The 16,066-nt window shown below is 32.6% G+C and carries 16 protein-coding genes; 7 read left to right on the top strand and 9 right to left on the bottom strand.

The features are described 5' to 3' along the window. The first annotated feature begins 55 nt into the window (after nucleotides 1-55). On the top strand, nucleotides 56-541 hold the full coding sequence (locus tag Q0856_RS13605; protein WP_298505908.1) for a hypothetical protein: 486 nt from the start codon (nucleotides 56-58) through the stop codon (nucleotides 539-541). 183 nt (nucleotides 542-724) lie between these two features. Then, entirely contained in the window at nucleotides 725-1,267 is a 543-nt protein-coding gene (locus Q0856_RS13600; protein ID WP_298480393.1) for an HNH endonuclease, read from the top strand. A 72-nt stretch (nucleotides 1,268-1,339) separates the two neighbouring features. Here Q0856_RS13600 and Q0856_RS13595 read toward each other — a convergent pair whose 3' ends face one another. The 3 genes from Q0856_RS13595 to Q0856_RS13585 form a co-directional block, all read right to left on the bottom strand. Continuing rightward, nucleotides 1,340-2,638 carry an amidohydrolase gene (locus Q0856_RS13595; protein ID WP_298505905.1) on the bottom strand — a complete coding sequence of 433 codons (1,299 nt, stop codon included), beginning with the start codon at nucleotides 2,636-2,638 and terminating at the stop codon, nucleotides 1,340-1,342. A 10-nt stretch (nucleotides 2,639-2,648) separates the two neighbouring features. Next, the gene (locus Q0856_RS13590) at nucleotides 2,649-5,606 is read right to left on the bottom strand and encodes an amidohydrolase family protein (protein ID WP_298505904.1); all 2,958 of its coding nucleotides are present in this window, start codon (nucleotides 5,604-5,606) and stop codon (nucleotides 2,649-2,651) included. 77 nt (nucleotides 5,607-5,683) lie between these two features. Continuing rightward, on the bottom strand, nucleotides 5,684-6,751 hold the full coding sequence (locus Q0856_RS13585; protein ID WP_298505902.1) for a DUF3810 domain-containing protein: 1,068 nt from the start codon (nucleotides 6,749-6,751) through the stop codon (nucleotides 5,684-5,686). Between the two features lie 214 nt (nucleotides 6,752-6,965). Here Q0856_RS13585 and Q0856_RS13580 point away from each other — a divergent pair, with 214 nt between their 5' ends. After that, nucleotides 6,966-8,426, top strand: a complete 1,461-nt coding sequence (locus Q0856_RS13580; protein WP_298505901.1) for an aminoacyl-histidine dipeptidase — start codon at nucleotides 6,966-6,968, stop codon at nucleotides 8,424-8,426. A 55-nt stretch (nucleotides 8,427-8,481) separates the two neighbouring features. On the opposite strand, the gene Q0856_RS13575 is transcribed toward Q0856_RS13580, so the two are convergent. The 3 genes from Q0856_RS13575 to Q0856_RS13565 are packed head-to-tail and all read right to left on the bottom strand — an operon-like array spanning nucleotide 8,482 to nucleotide 11,157. After that, complete coding sequence (locus tag Q0856_RS13575) at nucleotides 8,482-9,585, bottom strand: peptidylprolyl isomerase (RefSeq protein ID WP_298505964.1); 1,104 nt, start codon at nucleotides 9,583-9,585, stop codon at nucleotides 8,482-8,484. A 19-nt stretch (nucleotides 9,586-9,604) separates the two neighbouring features. Next, nucleotides 9,605-10,144: a gliding motility-associated peptidyl-prolyl isomerase GldI gene (gldI, locus tag Q0856_RS13570; RefSeq protein WP_298505899.1), complete on the bottom strand. Its 540-nt coding sequence runs from the start codon at nucleotides 10,142-10,144 to the stop codon at nucleotides 9,605-9,607. Beyond that, complete coding sequence (locus Q0856_RS13565; RefSeq protein WP_298505897.1) at nucleotides 10,141-11,157, bottom strand: bifunctional oligoribonuclease/PAP phosphatase NrnA; 1,017 nt, start codon at nucleotides 11,155-11,157, stop codon at nucleotides 10,141-10,143. Before Q0856_RS13565 ends, gldI begins: the two co-directional genes overlap by 4 nt. A 77-nt stretch (nucleotides 11,158-11,234) precedes the next feature. Between Q0856_RS13565 and Q0856_RS13560 the strand changes: the two genes are divergently transcribed. Beyond that, the gene (locus Q0856_RS13560) at nucleotides 11,235-12,287 is read left to right on the top strand and encodes an alkaline phosphatase D family protein (RefSeq protein WP_298505896.1); all 1,053 of its coding nucleotides are present in this window, start codon (nucleotides 11,235-11,237) and stop codon (nucleotides 12,285-12,287) included. Between the two features lie 49 nt (nucleotides 12,288-12,336). Further along, nucleotides 12,337-12,756, top strand: coding sequence for a nucleoside-diphosphate kinase (locus Q0856_RS13555; protein WP_298480412.1), 420 nt, complete (start codon nucleotides 12,337-12,339; stop codon nucleotides 12,754-12,756). A 54-nt stretch (nucleotides 12,757-12,810) separates the two neighbouring features. Here Q0856_RS13555 and Q0856_RS13550 read toward each other — a convergent pair whose 3' ends face one another. From Q0856_RS13550 to recF, 3 genes are read right to left on the bottom strand one after another with little or no spacing between them, the layout of a single operon-like run. Continuing rightward, the gene (locus tag Q0856_RS13550; RefSeq protein ID WP_298480415.1) at nucleotides 12,811-13,107 is read right to left on the bottom strand and encodes a DUF721 domain-containing protein; all 297 of its coding nucleotides are present in this window, start codon (nucleotides 13,105-13,107) and stop codon (nucleotides 12,811-12,813) included. Further along, complete coding sequence (locus tag Q0856_RS13545; RefSeq protein ID WP_298480417.1) at nucleotides 13,107-13,526, bottom strand: hypothetical protein; 420 nt, start codon at nucleotides 13,524-13,526, stop codon at nucleotides 13,107-13,109. Before Q0856_RS13545 ends, Q0856_RS13550 begins: the two co-directional genes overlap by 1 nt. Nucleotide 13,527: 1 nt before the next feature. Next, on the bottom strand, nucleotides 13,528-14,607 hold the full coding sequence (recF, locus tag Q0856_RS13540) for a DNA replication and repair protein RecF (protein ID WP_298480420.1): 1,080 nt from the start codon (nucleotides 14,605-14,607) through the stop codon (nucleotides 13,528-13,530). A gap of 125 nt (nucleotides 14,608-14,732) precedes the next feature. Between recF and Q0856_RS13535 the strand changes: the two genes are divergently transcribed. Both Q0856_RS13535 and ribH read left to right on the top strand, forming a co-directional pair. Then, nucleotides 14,733-15,500, top strand: coding sequence for a tetratricopeptide repeat protein (locus Q0856_RS13535; protein ID WP_298480423.1), 768 nt, complete (start codon nucleotides 14,733-14,735; stop codon nucleotides 15,498-15,500). Beyond that, nucleotides 15,500-15,979 (top strand): 6,7-dimethyl-8-ribityllumazine synthase, encoded by a 480-nt coding sequence (gene ribH / locus Q0856_RS13530; protein WP_298505895.1) that lies wholly within the window; start codon nucleotides 15,500-15,502, stop codon nucleotides 15,977-15,979. The genes Q0856_RS13535 and ribH overlap by 1 nt, the downstream gene beginning before the upstream one ends. Nucleotides 15,980-16,066 lie beyond the last annotated feature (87 nt).

Below are 16,066 nucleotides of genomic sequence, written 5' to 3'. Positions count from 1 at the left end.
AATAGTGCGTTTGGCTTGCGAAAAGAGAGTGTTAAAAAAACAAAGTGACTGCATTATGAATCGTAATTTTTTTTTGTTATGTATTGGTGTTATCCTTTGCGGGCTTTCTTTAAGGTCGCAAGAAGTAGATGAGGAACCTGTAGAAGGAAAATTTGGAAATAAAGTTATCTACTTAGTTAATAATCATGTTATAGCCAATGAAAAAACACTAGAGTGGTACAAGGAGAAGATTGAAGATGTTTCCGTTCTTCTGGAGAAACCCAAAGAGAGTGAGCCCTATTATAGTTTGTCAAAAAATGGGATTCTTTTTGTGAAGTTAAAAACCGATTTAAAAAACAAAACCCAAAAACAATTAAATACTTTTTTTGGTTTGGAAGAAGATAATCTCATTTTAGTTAATGGGTGTATTTTGGAAAACATAAATTATTCTATCGCAACGGAGAGTATTTCCTCTGTTTGTATTATAGAGCCTAATTCCGAAAATAAATTAAATAGTAAAACTTTAGATATTTTATTATACTCAGCCAATCAAGGTAAATGAAACTTTTTGACTGGTACCCTCATTTTTGTAAGATTAAACATAGTGTTTTTTGATTTTTTGTGGATTTAGATTAGCTGTTTGTAAGACATCCCTCTGAATATAGCTGACATTGCAAAGAATTTTATATCTTGTTTATCATAAACACGAATAATACTATTAACTGTCATTTTAACCCCCTAATAAATGATAAGAAACTTTAGAAATGAAAAATGGAAAGTCATAAAGTTTGATGACAAGATTTCCAAAAGTGAAAATTACAAGATTTCCAATCACGGAAGAATCATTAATTGTAAAGGCGAAACCGAAAAATTGGTAAAAGTCACTTATATTAATGGGTATCAGAACTTGCCCTTAAGGCAAGAGGTAAATAAAAAGCTCACCAGTAGATATGTTCATAAATTAATAGCAGAACACTTTTTGGAGAAAAAAGATGGTATTTATGTTATTCACTTGAATTATGACAAAAAAGACAATCGTCTAGAAAATTTAAAATGGGCTACCAAGAAGGAGAAAGAAGAGCATCAATTTAGTAATCCTGAATATAAGGAAGCTTCAAAAAGAAGACGATATTCTAAACTTTCAGAGGCTAAAGTAAGATTGTTAAAGAAGAAAATAAATGATCCTAATAGGCGTACCAGATTAAAAATGATTGCAAAACAATTTGGTATTTCTGAAATGCAATTATACCGTATTAAATCTGGTGAAAACTGGGGTTCCGTAGAATAGAGGCAAAATACATTATAGCAAAAAGCTCTTTAAGATATTTTAAAGAGCTTTTTGTTCGTAAAACTTTGGATTTTATTTTCCGTTATACTTTTTCATATAGCGTTTCCATAATTCTGTCTGGTGCGTTTCTAGAGAAATGTTTCTTCCATCGATAAAAGCATGACTTAATTGATTAGTTCTCATATCTAGAGCATCGCCAGAAGAAATAAATAGGGTTGCACTTTTACCCACAGCAATAGTACCATACATGGCATCGATACCTAGAATTTTAGCAGTGTTTCCGGATATTAGCTGTAAAGCAATTTCTTTATCTAAACCTTGGCCAACTGCCTGGCCTGCATAAAAAGGTAAATTTCTAGTTTGAAAATTTGATGCCGCGCCATTTTGTATTCCAACTAACAATCCCGCATCTACCAATATTTTAGGGAGCTTATAGGGTAAATCATAATCGTCATCTTCAAAAAATGGTAAATTGTGCGTAAATTGAACTAAAACAGGAATCTTGTTATCTTTTAATAAAGAAGATGTTTTGTGTGCTTCATATCCGCCTACTAAAACTACTTCTACTATATTTTCTTTTTTTAGTTTAGTAATGGCATCTATAATTTCCTTTTCACCATTAGCGTACACATATAATTTTTGAGAGCCATTTAGTACTCCTTGAAAAGCTGAAAAAGCGGGATTAATTTCTTTAGCTATATTTTTTCCATACGCTATTGAATTACGGATAAAACTAATTACTTCATCTACTTGTTTGTTGTATTTCTTATTTGGAAGAAATCCTTTTGACTCTCCAAGCCACCATTTTCCTTTTCTAAAAGTAGTAGGCCAATTTAGATGAATACCATCATCTACTTTAATAGCAGCATCTTCCCAATTCCAAGCATCAAATTGTACAATTGATGAGGTTCCTGAAATACGTCCTCCATTTGGCGTAATTTGGCCAATTAAAACACCATTAGGGCGCATACTCTCTACGAGTTTGGATTCAGCATTATAAGCTATTAAACTACGCACATGCGGAATTATCTCTCCAATTTCATCCTGGTCGTTACTTGCTCTTACCGCATTAACTTCTATTAATCCTAAGGCTTTGGACGGGGCAATAAAACCTGGGTATACATGTTTATTTTTGCCATTTATTAAGGTGCCTTTTCTTGCAATTTTTTGAGTAGCAGAACCAACAAAAGTAAGTATGCCGTCTTCGAACATAATCAAAGAATTCTCAATGATTTTTCCATTTCCTAAATGAGCTGTTGCTCCTTCAATAGAAATAGTTTCCGATTGTTTTGGAGCTGGTGTTTGCTGCGCAAGACTGGTAAGCGAAAAGCTTAAAAACAAAGCGCATATTATAGTTGTATATTTTTTCATTTTGTTTTTTTTAAAGACTGTCACAGTGGTGGTGTTCTTTTTTAGTTTGTTTTGGTTCTTGCGTTTTAGCACCTCCGGCTTTTTCCTGTAGCATTAAACCAATAAGTAAATTTCTTTCTTTTTGTATCGCTTTTCTATATTGTAGGTCCGTTTGTAAATCAAAATAAGTAACACCTTCGATAATAGTTTTTTCCGCTTTAGCGTAAACGGAAAGAGGATTATCGTTCCATAGCACTATATCAGCGTCTTTTCCTTCTTTAATACTACCTACACGATGGTCTATGTGTAATAATTTTGCGGGATTAATAGTGACCATTTTCCAAGCTTCTAGTTCGGTCATGCCTCCATATTTTACCGTTTTTCCTGCTTCTTGGTTTAACCTTCTAGACATTTCGGCATCATCACTGTTGATTGCTACAGTTATTCCTTGGCTTTGCATTATTGCTGCATTATATGGTATGGCATCGTTTACTTCATATTTGTAAGCCCACCAATCGCTAAAAGTAGAAGCACCAACGCCGTGTTCTTTCATTTTATCGGCAACTTTATACCCTTCTAAAATATGAGTAAAAGTATTTACAGTAAAATCGAATTTATCTGCTACTTTCATTAGCATATTAATTTCGCTTTGAACATAGGAGTGGCAACTAATAAAACGTTCTCCGTTTAATATTTCAGCAATTACTTCCATTTCTTCATCGTATCGGTAAGGTTGGCCGCTCTTTTTTAATGCATCATATTCTTTGCCTCTTTGAAAGTAGTTCATGAATACTTGTTCTACACCCATTCTAGTTTGCGGAAAACGAGAAAAACTTTGCCAGTTAGATTGTTTTACGTTTTCTCCTAAGGCGAATTTTATAAATTTTGGGGAGTTGTTGTAAATTAATTTATCGGCGGTTTCTCCCCATTTTAGTTTTAATATAGCAGAGCGTCCACCAATAGGGTTTGCAGAGCCATGTAGTAATTGTGCAGAAGTGACTCCGCCTGCCAAATTATAATATATGTTAATGTCTTCTGAGTCTACAACATCTTCCATTTTTACCTCGGCTGTAGAATTATGTCCGGCTTCATTAATAGCTACAGCTGCAATGTGCGTGTGCTCATCTATTATACCAGCTGTTAGGTGTTTTCCTGTCGCATCTATTGTTTTAACTCCTTTAAAATTAAGATTCTTTCCGATTTTAGATATTTTGCCGTCTTTTATTAAAACATCTGTATTTTCTAGAATTCCCTCATTTTCTCCAGTCCAAACTGTCGCGTTTTTAAATAGGGTGGTTTCTTTTTTAGGCTTAGAATTGAAACCATATCCAACATTTGGAAATGTAATTGGGACTATGGTAAGGTTAGAAGTATTGGCTCCCTTATTTTCTTCTTTAGAGTCTTTATAGTTTACAATTTTTATGGCTTTAAAAGCACTTTCTTTTCCGTTTGGTAGAACTAATTTTCCACTAATGGTATTAGTATTAGAATGGGTTATGCCCGTCATTCTATATTGCTTATTTTCTTTATGCTCGGCAAAAGAAAGTGTAAGCCAATTGTTTGTATGAGTAATTTTAACTTTAAACTTAGTTGTGTCTTGTTTTAATTCTGCAGAAGGTTTACTGGGGTTTCCTTTTATTTTTAGTTCGTATATTAATCCACCTATATCTAAATCGTACGTTCCTCTAATATCATTTAAGGTAATATCATTGATTACATTTTTACGACCCTGTACCCAATTTTCATATAAGGTAGTATTTGTATCAAAAAGGTCTCCAGAAGTAATTAAAAAGTTTGCTTGTCTACCTGTTTTAAGAGAACCAATAATATTAGATTTACCTAATATTTCTGCAGGAGTGGTAGTTAAAGCTTTTAAAGCTGCTGTTTTGGATAGTCCATGTTTAATAGCTTTTGCTAATTTCTTTTTGAAAAGAGAAGGACTTTTTAATGTATGGGTTGTTAAAGAGAACAACACACCGTTTTCTGCAAGAATTTTTGGATTACTAGGAGCTTGGTTCCAGTTTCTCATATCCCTTAAAGTCACATATTTTGCTTGGTATGGATTGGATACGTCGTAAGCATCTGGAAAATTTATTGGGAGTATATATGTAGCATTAGTTGCTTTTATATCTTCAATATTTTCATATTCGTTACCGCCTCCAAGGATAGTATACTGAATTCCGTATGCATCACCAATTTTATCAGCCCTAAGAGCATTGTCTTTATCTTTGGCCTCAAATATTTGGACTTTAGTTTTGTTTTTTAACAATGCTTCTAAAGATTGGTCTTTGGTTGTTGCGTTTCCTTGGGAATACCATTTTGCATCGGAATACATTTGTCTTAACAATGCCATGGAGCCCATTAGAGATGTTGGGTAAGCCTGTTTTTTTTGTACACTTTTTGAAAAAGACAAATACTGCGCAGATTGGTCATCTAAGATTCTTCTGGCATCATTATCTGTACTATTTAAGGCAACTAAAATACCAGTACCCCTTACAATACCATCTTGTATATGGGAGTTTACTACTCCAAAACCAACATCAACAAGTTCTTTTGCTTTTTTTGCATCGAATTTAAATTTGGTATTTGCACTGTTCTCTGGCATAATGTGGTCGTTCCAATAAAACCCTTCCCTAGATGGGTTGTATTGAGCAGCTCTTCTTGTAGATGGGCTTTTTTTAGGCTGTTCTACTCCAAATGTGGAATAAATGTCAATAAAAGAAGGGTAAATAGACTTTCCTTTTAAATCAATAATAACAGAATTTGTAGGGATAGAAATAGAAGTTCCAGATTTAATTACTTTTCCGTTTTGAATAAGAAGGGTGCCATTTTGGATGACTTCTTCCGGGGTAATGTAAATTTTTGCGTTAGTAAATGCAGTAAAATTTTTGTTGGTGGCTTTTACTCCTTCATTTTCAGGGAAATAATCTTGAGCAAATAGGGTAGAACTACACCATAATAGGCATAATCCTAAAAATTTCATTTTCATACTTTTGGTAATTTAATTAGTCACCTTAAAGATAGAAGATAATAAAGAGGATTGGGAAATTTTACATTTTTTTAACACTACAATGTGTGTTCTTTATGGTAAGCTATTAATAAAGAAACTACTGCATTATAGCTTTGTATTCCCTGCGTTTGGTTATTTGCTTTTAAGAAGTTGTTGAAAATAGATTTAAATATGGGTTCTAATGGATTTTCATAGGAAGACCAAAAATTAGACATCTCTTGGTAATTTAGTTTAACCCCCGGATTTAAATCTCGAAGTAAAATCTTGAAAAGATTAGGGTCTTTTTTGTTAATGTCATTTAGGCAATATCCTAGTGCATATGCATAAGCGGCATATTTAAAATATATATCCTTATTATTCATAGTTACAAGATACCCTATGAAATTTGTTTCATTTTCTGCAGAATAACCAATTTGATGCCCAATTTCGTGACCCGCTACTACGGGAAATCTAAATGTTGGTAATATGCCATTAACATGGGCTTCATTTGTAAATGGGTTAAGGTAGCCTCCGTAACCCATATAGGTTAATCCAGTACTGAATAGAGATTGTTTTATGCTTGGTTTTTGATAAGATAAAAAAGGATACATTTCTTTTAATTGTACATATCCGTCTAGAGTTATAGAAAATATTTCGTTTTTAGTATAGGGAATTACTACAGCAGTAATAGTATCATTTGTGATTTTTAATTGTGTAGCATTTGTTTTTGTAATAAGTTTTTTTGCCAAAGAAATTAACTCTTCTCGAGAATATTCTTCTTCTAAATTAAATTTAGAAGCAATGGGTTCTCTATAATAATTAAATCCCCATAAAATATGAAAAGTAAAATAGGCAATGGAGAGAATCATAGTACAATTGATGAAAAACGTCTTTAAGTTTTTTCGAATGTATCTTCTGTTATTGACTATATATCCAATCGCTAATATGATAAGAGAAAAGTATGCTAAATCTCCAATAGAAAAAGGAATCCATCCAAAGATTGTTCTAAAAAAATAAGAAATTTTTGGGTATAGCCCATTGCTATAATAATTTTCAACAATTTCTGGGTGATTGCCAATCCATTTCACCAAAATTATTTGCGGAATTAATAATAAAGCAATTACTCTGTTTAGTGTTATTTTCAAATTAAAAAATAATGTTGTTGAATGTATTTTTGTTTGTTATTCAAAATTAGCCAATTTACTCGGATGCTAGTACATCAATATGTATTTTTGATTTAATAAATGGCATAGCCTTTAAGAAATGTCGTATTATATAGAGTTTCTCTTATTATTTTAATGTTGAGGTTGGGGGAAATTAAACTAAAAAAAGATAAAGTCTATTGATTAAAATAAAGAAATGAGTAAAGAAATAAGAATTTTAGAACCTATATCGGTTTGGAATAAGTTTGCAGATTTAAACGAAGTGCCAAGACCATCTAAAAAAGAAGAGCGTGTAATAGATTTTATGCTTGCTTTTGGAAATTCACTTGGTTTAGAAACGTTTGCCGATGACGTAGGGAATGTTATTGTTAGAAAACCTGCAACCTCAGGAATGGAGGACAGGAAAATGGTAACATTACAATCCCATTTAGATATGGTGCATCAAAAAAATAAGGATACTAATTTCGATTTTGATTCTCAGGGTATAGATATGTTTGTTGATGGAGATTGGGTACGAGCAAATGGAACTACACTTGGTGCAGATAACGGATTAGGTGTAGCAACTATTATGGCTTTGTTGGAAAGTAAAGATATTCCGCACCCCGCTTTAGAAGCTTTATTTACTATTGATGAAGAAACGGGTATGACTGGGGCAATGGGTCTTAAGCAGGGAGTACTTCAAGGAGAAATATTATTGAACTTAGATACCGAGGAAGATGATGAAATTGGTATAGGTTGTGCCGGCGGTGTAGATATAACGGCAAAGAGAACTTATGGAGAAAAATCTCTTCCACGTGGAGTAGTACCTTATAAGATAGTCGTTAGTGGGTTGCAAGGTGGTCATAGTGGTATGGATATTCATAAAGGGTTAGGGAATGCTAATAAGATTATGAATAGGATTCTCTACCATTGTAATAAGGATTTAAATATTAGAATTTCTGAGATTAATGGTGGTGGTTTACGTAATGCAATACCAAGAGAAAGTTATACGGTATTAATTGTAGATAAAGCCCATACTGTGTTGTTTGAGAAAAAAGTTCAAAATTTGGCGGGGATTATTAAGGAGGAATTAAAGGAAATGGAACCAAATCTTATGATTGAGGTTGCTTCTGCCAAAAAACCAAAGAAAATAGTCGGTTTACGTTCGCAAGAGAAATTATTTAAGACATTATATGCTGCGCATAATGGAGTGTATAGAATGAGTGCGGCTATACCAGATTTAGTGGAAACGTCTAATAATCTTGCTAGAGTAAAAGTTAAAAATGGGAAGATGGAAATAGCTTGTTTAACCCGTTCTTCTCTGAATTCGTCAAAAAACGATTTAACAGAAGCCTTAACCTCTGCATTTGAAATGGCAGGAATGGAAGTTACTCTATCTGGTGTGTATCCAGGATGGAATCCTAATCCAGATTCTGAAATTTTAAAAGTGTTAGTAGAAAAATACGAGACGCTGTTTAATGAAAAGCCTAATGTTGCTGCCTGCCATGCAGGACTAGAATGTGGGATTTTAGGAAATAACTATCCAGAAATGGATATGATTAGTTTTGGACCTACCATTAAAGGTGCGCATTCTCCGGATGAGAGAGTGAGTATATCGTCTGTGCAGAAGTATTGGAAATTTGTGTTGGCAGTTTTAGAAGATAGTCCAAAGAAATAAATAAAATCAAATAAAAAAGGCTCGCAATTTGCGAGCCTTTTATTATCTTTTTGGTTTACTCCGCTAAACCGGTAATTTCTAAATCAAAAACCAAATCTGCATTAGGTGGGATAACTCTTCCAGCCCCAGCTTCTCCGTATCCCAAATGTGGTGGAATGAATACACGAATTTTGTCTCCAATTTTCATGCTTAAAAGTCCGTCTTTAAAACCTTGTATTAAAGAAGCATCTGGACTGTAATCCATAGGGATAGCTTCATAACCACGACCTTGTTTTCTTCTTTGGTCGAATTTGTTAAACTTTACGGCAACATCTTCATAATTACTATCGAATAAAGCTCCATTAGCTAAATAGCCAGCATAAAAAACTTTTACTTTTTGTCCTACTCTTGGCTTTTCTCCTGTTCCTTCTGTTAGTTTGTAGATTTTTAAACCACTAGGCAGTTCTACAGCTTTAGCTTTATTATTCTCTAATTCGGCAGCAAATTCGTTTTTCATTTTTTCAAAAGCAGCAATTTTTTCCTCTTCTTCTTTAAAGTAAGAGCTCATTACTTCTACTGCATCAAACTTTTTAGCAATTTTACCATTTCTAATAATGCTAACCTTTTCCATAACAATACTGTCTAAAGGTTTTTCAGAAACTGTTTTTACGTTAGCTATCGTGTCAAGAACATCTAAGCCTTCAACAACTTCTCCAAAAACAGTATGTCTTCCATCTAAAAATGGAGTTTCTTTATGAGTTATAAAAAATTGGCTTCCATTTGTAGTGGGGCCAGAATTGGCCATAGATAAGATTCCTTTTTTACTGTGTGTTAAAGAATCATTGAACTCATCTTTAAATTTATAACCAGGGTTTCCAGTTCCAGTTCCAGTTGGGTCACCTCCTTGAATCATAAAGTCTTTAATGATTCTATGGAAAATAATACCATCGTAATATTTTTTGCCTTTAAACTCTTCGCTAACAAAGGGGCTAGTGCCTTCTGCTAAGGAAACAAAATTGGCTACTGTAATGGGTGTTTTTTCTTGTTCGAGTTTTACAATAATATCTCCTTTCGTAGTTGCTATATTAGCAAAAATACCATCCCCTAAATCAGCATGTTTACCAGATTTACAACTAGCTAATGCAAAAGCTATTATAGCAAATGCGTATACTTTTTTAATCATAATTTTAATTTTAAATCTATTTGTTTTCTTTTTCTATTTTTAAAATGGATATGGTTGCTTTCAAAGGAACATTTACTCCAATTTTTTTAGTGTCTCCATGATATCCATACCCTAAGGAGGATGGATATAAAAAAGTAGCAGTTTCGTTTTCTTTTAAAAGCTTAACACTATGTCGTAATCCAGGAAATAATTCTTGTAAATCTACTTTGTACTTAATAGTGTCTATTTCTTTATAGGAGTATATGGTATCATTATTAGTGCTTAAAATAGTATAAGTCATCGTAACTAAATCCTTAGGTTTTGCGGTATAGTAGTTAGTAGTATCTTTAACGTTGTAAAAATACCAAGATCCAGTATCACTATGTAGGTAAGTGTTTGTTGTATCTTTTGCTATTATTTCTTGAAAGAGTTTTTCTTCTTCTTGTAAAAGTCTTTTGTTTCTGGCTACAGATTCTTTTATTATACTACCGGAACTTTGTTTAATTGCTCTTCTTGGTTCCGGACCTTTACAATTAAAGAGTAGTAGTCCTAATAGAATTAGTGTAATTTTTTTCATGCGGTAAGTTGATCTTTATAGTTTTTTAATAAACTTTTAAAGTAAGCTGTAGTTTCTTCTATGCTATCATCGCTTTTTCCACCGGCAGCATTATCGTGTCCTCCACCTTGAAAATGTTTCCTAGAGAATTCATTTACCGAAAAATCACCAACAGAGCGTAGAGATATTTTTAAAATCCCTTCTTCTTTATTTTCTATAAAGATAACAGCAAATCTAATACCTTCTAGGGTTAAGCCGTAATTAACAAAACCTTCTGTATCTCCTTTTTGGTAGCTAAATGTGTCTAATTCTTCTTGACTTAATGTAATGTATACTGTATTGTATTCTTCTAATATGACCATGTTTTTTAAAGCGCAGCCTAATAAATGTAATCTGCTCGGTCTGTTAGAATCATATATGTTATGATGTATTTGCGTGTTTTTTGCACCTTTTCTAATTAAATCTGCCACAACTTCATGTGTTCTACTTGTTGTAGAGGCAAATTTAAAAGAACCAGTGTCTGTCATTATACCAGTATATAAGCAATTGGCAATTTCCGTATTAATATCGCTAGTGCCATCCAAAAATTCTATGAGGTTATATACCATTTCACAGGTAGAACTCATGCTAACATCAGAGTACATAATAGAGGCATAATCCGATGGCTCTTGGTGATGGTCTACCATCACAAAAGTAGCATTAGATTCTTCTAAAATAGGTTGCATTTGTCCTATTCTTCCTAAATGATTAAAATCTAAAGTAAAAATTACTGTAGCTTCTTTTATACGATCTTTGGATTGGTAGTTTTCTTTCTCAAAATTCAAAATGGTTTCATTGCCGGGCATCCATTTTAAAAACTTAGGATAGTCGTTAGGAGAAACGATAGTTGCTTTATGTCCAGAATTCTGTAAAAAATGACGTAACCCTAAAGTAGACCCAATAGCATCTCCATCAGGGTTTTTATGCGGGACAATTACAATTTTTTGAGGTGTTGAAAGTATCGCTTTAAGCGCATTTAGATCCTTTAAATTCATGAAGGCGAATATACAATTTTATAACATAAAGGTAAATTAGAAAGCGCTAATTTTACTAAAAACTAATTATGCAAAATATGAATAAAATTATTGGAATTTGGTTTGCTATGTTTTTCCTTTTTGCTTGTAATAGTATAAAATCTAAACGACAGGAGGAAAAAATAAATAATGTAGTTTTGGAAAACGATAAGCCAGATTTTGTGATGACTTTTGGTTCTTGTAATAAAACAACAATACCTAATAAATTATGGGATGATGTGCTTAGATTAAATCCGGACGTTTGGATTTGGGGAGGAGATATTATTTATGCAGATACAGAAAATAAGCATAAACTTAGGAATATGTATGAGGCTCAGAATAAAGTGCCCTTATACGCTTTATTGAAGGAGAAAGTGCCAGTGATAGGTACTTGGGATGATCATGATTATGGATTAAATGATGGGGGAGTAGAGTTTAGAGCAAAAAAAGAAAGTCAGGAAGAGTTTTTAGATTTTATGAATGTTCCTAAAGATAGTCCTAGAAGAAATAGGGAGGGAATTTATGCCTCTCATATGTACAAGGTTGATGAAGGGACAGTAAAGGTAATTGTTTTAGATACTAGATATTTTAGAACAGGGTTAACTAAAGATACACAAACAAAAAGAAGACATAAGGCTAATATATATGGGCAAGGAACTATTCTTGGGGAAAAGCAGTGGTTGTGGTTACGAGAAGAGTTGAAGAATTCTAAAGCAGATTTTAATGTTATTCTTAGTAGTATTCAGGTATTATCAAATCAGCATGGATTTGAATGTTGGGGTAATTTTCCTCATGAGGTAGAAAGATTGAAAGAGACAATAGTAGCTTCAAAAGCAAGGGGAGTTATTTTGCTTTCTGGAGATCGTCATATTTCGGAATTTTCAAAAACTAGAGTTAAAAATTTAGTATATCCTTTAATAGATTTTACTTCTAGCGGATTAACTCACGCCTATAGCGGGTATAAAGGAGAGGAAAACCCTTTTCGGTTAGGAAGTGTTGTGTTTACGGAAAGTTTTGGATTACTAAATTTTGATTTTCAACAAAGAAAGGTAAATTTTCAGATTATTGGAGACAAAGGTAGAATATTGGAAAAAACAGAACAACAGTACTAATGCTTGTGCATTGTAAGGAAAAACGTATTTTTGCGCAAAATTTAAAGAAATGACAACAAATAGAACTTTTACAATGATTAAGCCAGATGCTGTCGAAAACGGGCATATTGGTGGTATATTAGAAAAAATTTCAGCAGCTGGATTTAAAATTGTTGCAATGAAATATACACAATTAAGCAAAAGAGATGCTCAAGCTTTTTATGCAGTACATAACGAACGTCCATTTTTTGGAGAATTAGTGGAGTTTATGACAAGGGGACCTATTGTTGCTGCAATTTTAGAAAAAGATAATGCAGTAGAAGATTTTAGAGCTCTAATAGGAGCTACTAATCCTGCAGAAGCTGCAGAAGGTACTATTCGTAAAATGTTTGCGACTAGCATCGGGGAAAATGCTGTACATGGTTCAGATAGTGACGAGAATGCTGCAATAGAAGGTTCTTTTCATTTTTCAGGAAGAGAAATTTACTAATATATTTTCTTTTATAAAATAAAAAAGCTGCTTGTTTTGAATAAGTAGCTTTTTTTATCTCAGTACAATTTTAGTAATTAGTTCTTTGCCTAGTTCTTCGTTAAGCATAGTTATAATTTTAGATTTGCCTTGCATTAATTCGTTCCTTAATACGGATGACGAAAGAGCAACATATAAAGTGTCATTACGCAATTCAACAGCGGTTGTGTAATTGTTTACACCGTTTCCCATTAAATTAGCCCAAGCTTCGCGTACATTAACTTTATCCATTCCGCCTTGTAGTTTGTTTTCTTTTATAAACTCCTTAAGGGCATCATTTAAAGCTAAATTACCAAATTTACGTTTTGCCATTATTTTGTAATATTAATAGGTGTATATCTTTGATATTTATATATTTTTTCTTGCTCGTTTTTTACGGAAAATTCATTCTTACTTAGGGTAATTAATTCTTCTGTCCATAAACTTAATTTTGTTTTATAATGAAAAACAAAAGTGCCTTCTTTTTGAGATATTGTAAACATTTCTGCATCGTTAGAAGTATCATAAGTACCATTGAATTTGGGTTGTACTTTTTTTCTAAATCCGCTCAGTTTATCTATTTTAATATAATCTAGCGTTGTGCTGCCTTTATAGTCTTTTGTATTGCCATTGTTGAAGGTAACAGATTTTATCTCCCAATACCCATTGAGGTTAGTTAAATTTTCTTCGGTGATTTCGGATTTACAACCAAAGAATAGAATTGATAAAACAAAGATGGTTATTCTTAACATTTTAGAGTTTAAATATTTTGTAAGATTGATGTATGTTTTTTACTAAGTTTTCGGTTCGTTCGGCATGCGTATCGCTTATGAAAATTTGACCAAAACTTTCATTATCCACAAGGCTAATAATATGAGATACTCTGTTTTCATCTAATTTATCAAAAATATCATCTAAAACTAGAATAGGAGTAGTTTTAGATTGTTTTTTTATAAAATGAAATTGAGCAAATTTTAAGGCTATTAAAAAAGATTTTTGTTGCCCCTGGCTCCCAAATTTTTTAACCGGATAACCATTAATTTTAAAGCTTAAATCATCTTTATGCGTGCCTACACTAGTGTATTGTAAAGCCCTGTCTTTGTCTACTGCATTTTCTAATAATTGCAATAACGTATTATCTTTTAATTTACTTTCAAACGAAATACTTACTTCTTCAATATCGTTGGTGATTGCCGAATACTGTTCTTGAAAAATAGGAATAAAAGTTTTTAAGAATTGTTCTCTTTTTGCAAAAATAATAGAGCCATATTTATTTAACTGCTCGTTATAAACAGCTAAATTGGTGGTATCAAAAGTATGGTTAGCCGCAAAGTATTTTAATAAAGAGTTTCTTTGAGATAGTACTTTGTTGTATTTAATTAGGGTAAGTAAGTATTCTTTGTCTGACTGCGATATTACTCCATCAATAAATTTTCTTCTAGTATCGCTTCCCTCTGCTATAAGGTCTCTGTCATAAGGAGAAATAATTACTAATGGCAATAAGCCGATATGGTCAGAAAAACGATCATATACTTTTCCGTTTCTTTTAATAACTTTTTTTGCTCCTCTTTTTAAGCTGCTAACAATATGTTCTTCTTTATCATTTTTTAAAAAGAAACCATCGACAACAAAGAAATCTTCTCCATGCTTAATGTTCTGAGAAGTTACAGGGTTAAAATAACTCTTTCCAAAAGACAAATGGTAAATAGCATCTAAAACATTCGTTTTTCCTACTCCATTATGTCCAACAAAACAGTTGGTTTTTGAGTCAAATTCGAAATTTTTGGAATCGAAATTTTTATAATTAATTAATGATAATTTATGAAGATGCATGCTTTTTATTCGAGTGTTTTGTTCTGAATTCTCATATAAACGTGCAAATTATCGAAAAATAACGAATAAATTACCACTCGAATTTCAATAAAAACTTTATTTTTGCGCGATCAATAAAATTTAAAATGGCAACATACAAAAAGCGAGGATTTAAACCTAAGAATCAAGTAGAAGAGAAAGAGTTTGATGAACAAGAAAGCACAACTGCGGAAGTGTTTAATACATTGGATGAAAGTGCTTCTAAAAGTGAAGAGTGGGTTTCTAGTAATCAAAACTATATATTAGGTGTTATTGGTGTAATAGCTGTTATAGTTCTTGGCTATTTAGGATATATGCAATTTGTGCAAAACCCAAAAGAGGCAGATGCCGCTAATGAGATGTATTATCCGCAACAACATTTTGATCAAGCCCTAGCAAGTACAACTGCAAAAGATTCCTTGTTTTCTTTAGCTTTAAATGGAGCAGATGGTAAATACGGATTTTTAAATATTATAGAGGAATATAGCGGTACTAAAGCGGCTAATTTAGCAAATTATTCTGCTGGAATGTCTTATATGAATATGCAGAAATATGAAGAAGCTATAAGCCATTTAGAAAATTTTTCTTCGGATGATGCTATTTTAGGAGCTTTAGCAAAAGGAGGTTTGGGAGATGCTTTTATGCAATTAGGACAGACTAATGATGCTTTAGGATATTATGAAAGTGCAATTGCGCACAGTGGAAATGAATATACAACTCCTAAGTTTTTATATAAGGCAGGAGTTACGGCTTTAGAGTTAAAGGAAAATGCTAAAGCATTAAAATTCTTCCAAAGGATTAAGGATGATTTTTCTAGCTCAGATGAAGCACGTACTATAGATGCTTTTATAGGAATGGCGAAAAGTTCAAAATAATGGCAACAGTCAATAAAAATTTATCAACTTATGATAAGTCTGCAATCCCAAACGCGAAGGAACTTCGGTTTGGGATTGTTGTTTCTGAATGGAATTCAGATATAACAGAAGGACTTTACTCTGGAGCACTTGAAGCTTTACTAGATTGTGGGGCTATACAAAGTAATATTATTAAATGGGATGTTCCAGGAAGTTTTGAGTTAACTTACGGTTGTAAAAAAATGCTAGCAACGCAAAATGTAGACGCTGTTATTGCTATTGGGAGTGTTATACAAGGAGAGACTAAACATTTCGATTTCGTATGTAGTGCAACCGCTCAAGGAATAAAGGATCTAAATGTACAAACAGATACTCCTGTTATATTTTGTGTGCTTACCGATAATACGATGCAACAAGCAATTGATCGTAGTGGAGGTAAACATGGTAATAAAGGAGCAGAGGCCGCGATAGCAGCAATAAAAATGGCTACTTTGGGTTAGATTTCTAATAACCACCACTTCTATTTTAAAAAATACAGGAAACTTTAAAACTGTTAACAAATTTTAGTATTCCTATTACGGCATATT

Source organism: uncultured Maribacter sp., assembly GCF_947496775.1.
Lineage (GTDB): Bacteria > Bacteroidota > Bacteroidia > Flavobacteriales > Flavobacteriaceae > Maribacter_B.
The sequence above is the reverse complement of the archived record's forward strand: the minus strand, read 5'-3'. Positions and strand labels throughout refer to the sequence as shown.

What these genes read in the sequence shown, in the direction of transcription:
- Q0856_RS13535 (WP_298480423.1), top strand. Translation starts at nt 14,733, where the DNA reads ATGGCAACATACAAAAAGCGAGGATTTAAACCTAAGAATCAAGTAGAA.
- Q0856_RS13555 (WP_298480412.1), top strand. Translation starts at nt 12,337, where the DNA reads ATGACAACAAATAGAACTTTTACAATGATTAAGCCAGATGCTGTCGAA.
- Q0856_RS13605 (WP_298505908.1), top strand. Translation starts at nt 56, where the DNA reads ATGAATCGTAATTTTTTTTTGTTATGTATTGGTGTTATCCTTTGCGGG.
- gldI (WP_298505899.1), bottom strand. Translation starts at nt 10,144, where the DNA reads ATGAAAAAAATTACACTAATTCTATTAGGACTACTACTCTTTAATTGT.
- Q0856_RS13590 (WP_298505904.1), bottom strand. Translation starts at nt 5,606, where the DNA reads ATGAAAATGAAATTTTTAGGATTATGCCTATTATGGTGTAGTTCTACC.
- Q0856_RS13580 (WP_298505901.1), top strand. Translation starts at nt 6,966, where the DNA reads ATGAGTAAAGAAATAAGAATTTTAGAACCTATATCGGTTTGGAATAAG.
- ribH (WP_298505895.1), top strand. Translation starts at nt 15,500, where the DNA reads ATGGCAACAGTCAATAAAAATTTATCAACTTATGATAAGTCTGCAATC.
- Q0856_RS13550 (WP_298480415.1), bottom strand. Translation starts at nt 13,107, where the DNA reads ATGGCAAAACGTAAATTTGGTAATTTAGCTTTAAATGATGCCCTTAAG.
- Q0856_RS13545 (WP_298480417.1), bottom strand. Translation starts at nt 13,526, where the DNA reads ATGTTAAGAATAACCATCTTTGTTTTATCAATTCTATTCTTTGGTTGT.
- Q0856_RS13600 (WP_298480393.1), top strand. Translation starts at nt 725, where the DNA reads ATGATAAGAAACTTTAGAAATGAAAAATGGAAAGTCATAAAGTTTGAT.
- Q0856_RS13595 (WP_298505905.1), bottom strand. Translation starts at nt 2,638, where the DNA reads ATGAAAAAATATACAACTATAATATGCGCTTTGTTTTTAAGCTTTTCG.
- Q0856_RS13565 (WP_298505897.1), bottom strand. Translation starts at nt 11,157, where the DNA reads ATGAATTTAAAGGATCTAAATGCGCTTAAAGCGATACTTTCAACACCT.
- recF (WP_298480420.1), bottom strand. Translation starts at nt 14,607, where the DNA reads ATGCATCTTCATAAATTATCATTAATTAATTATAAAAATTTCGATTCC.
- Q0856_RS13560 (WP_298505896.1), top strand. Translation starts at nt 11,235, where the DNA reads ATGAATAAAATTATTGGAATTTGGTTTGCTATGTTTTTCCTTTTTGCT.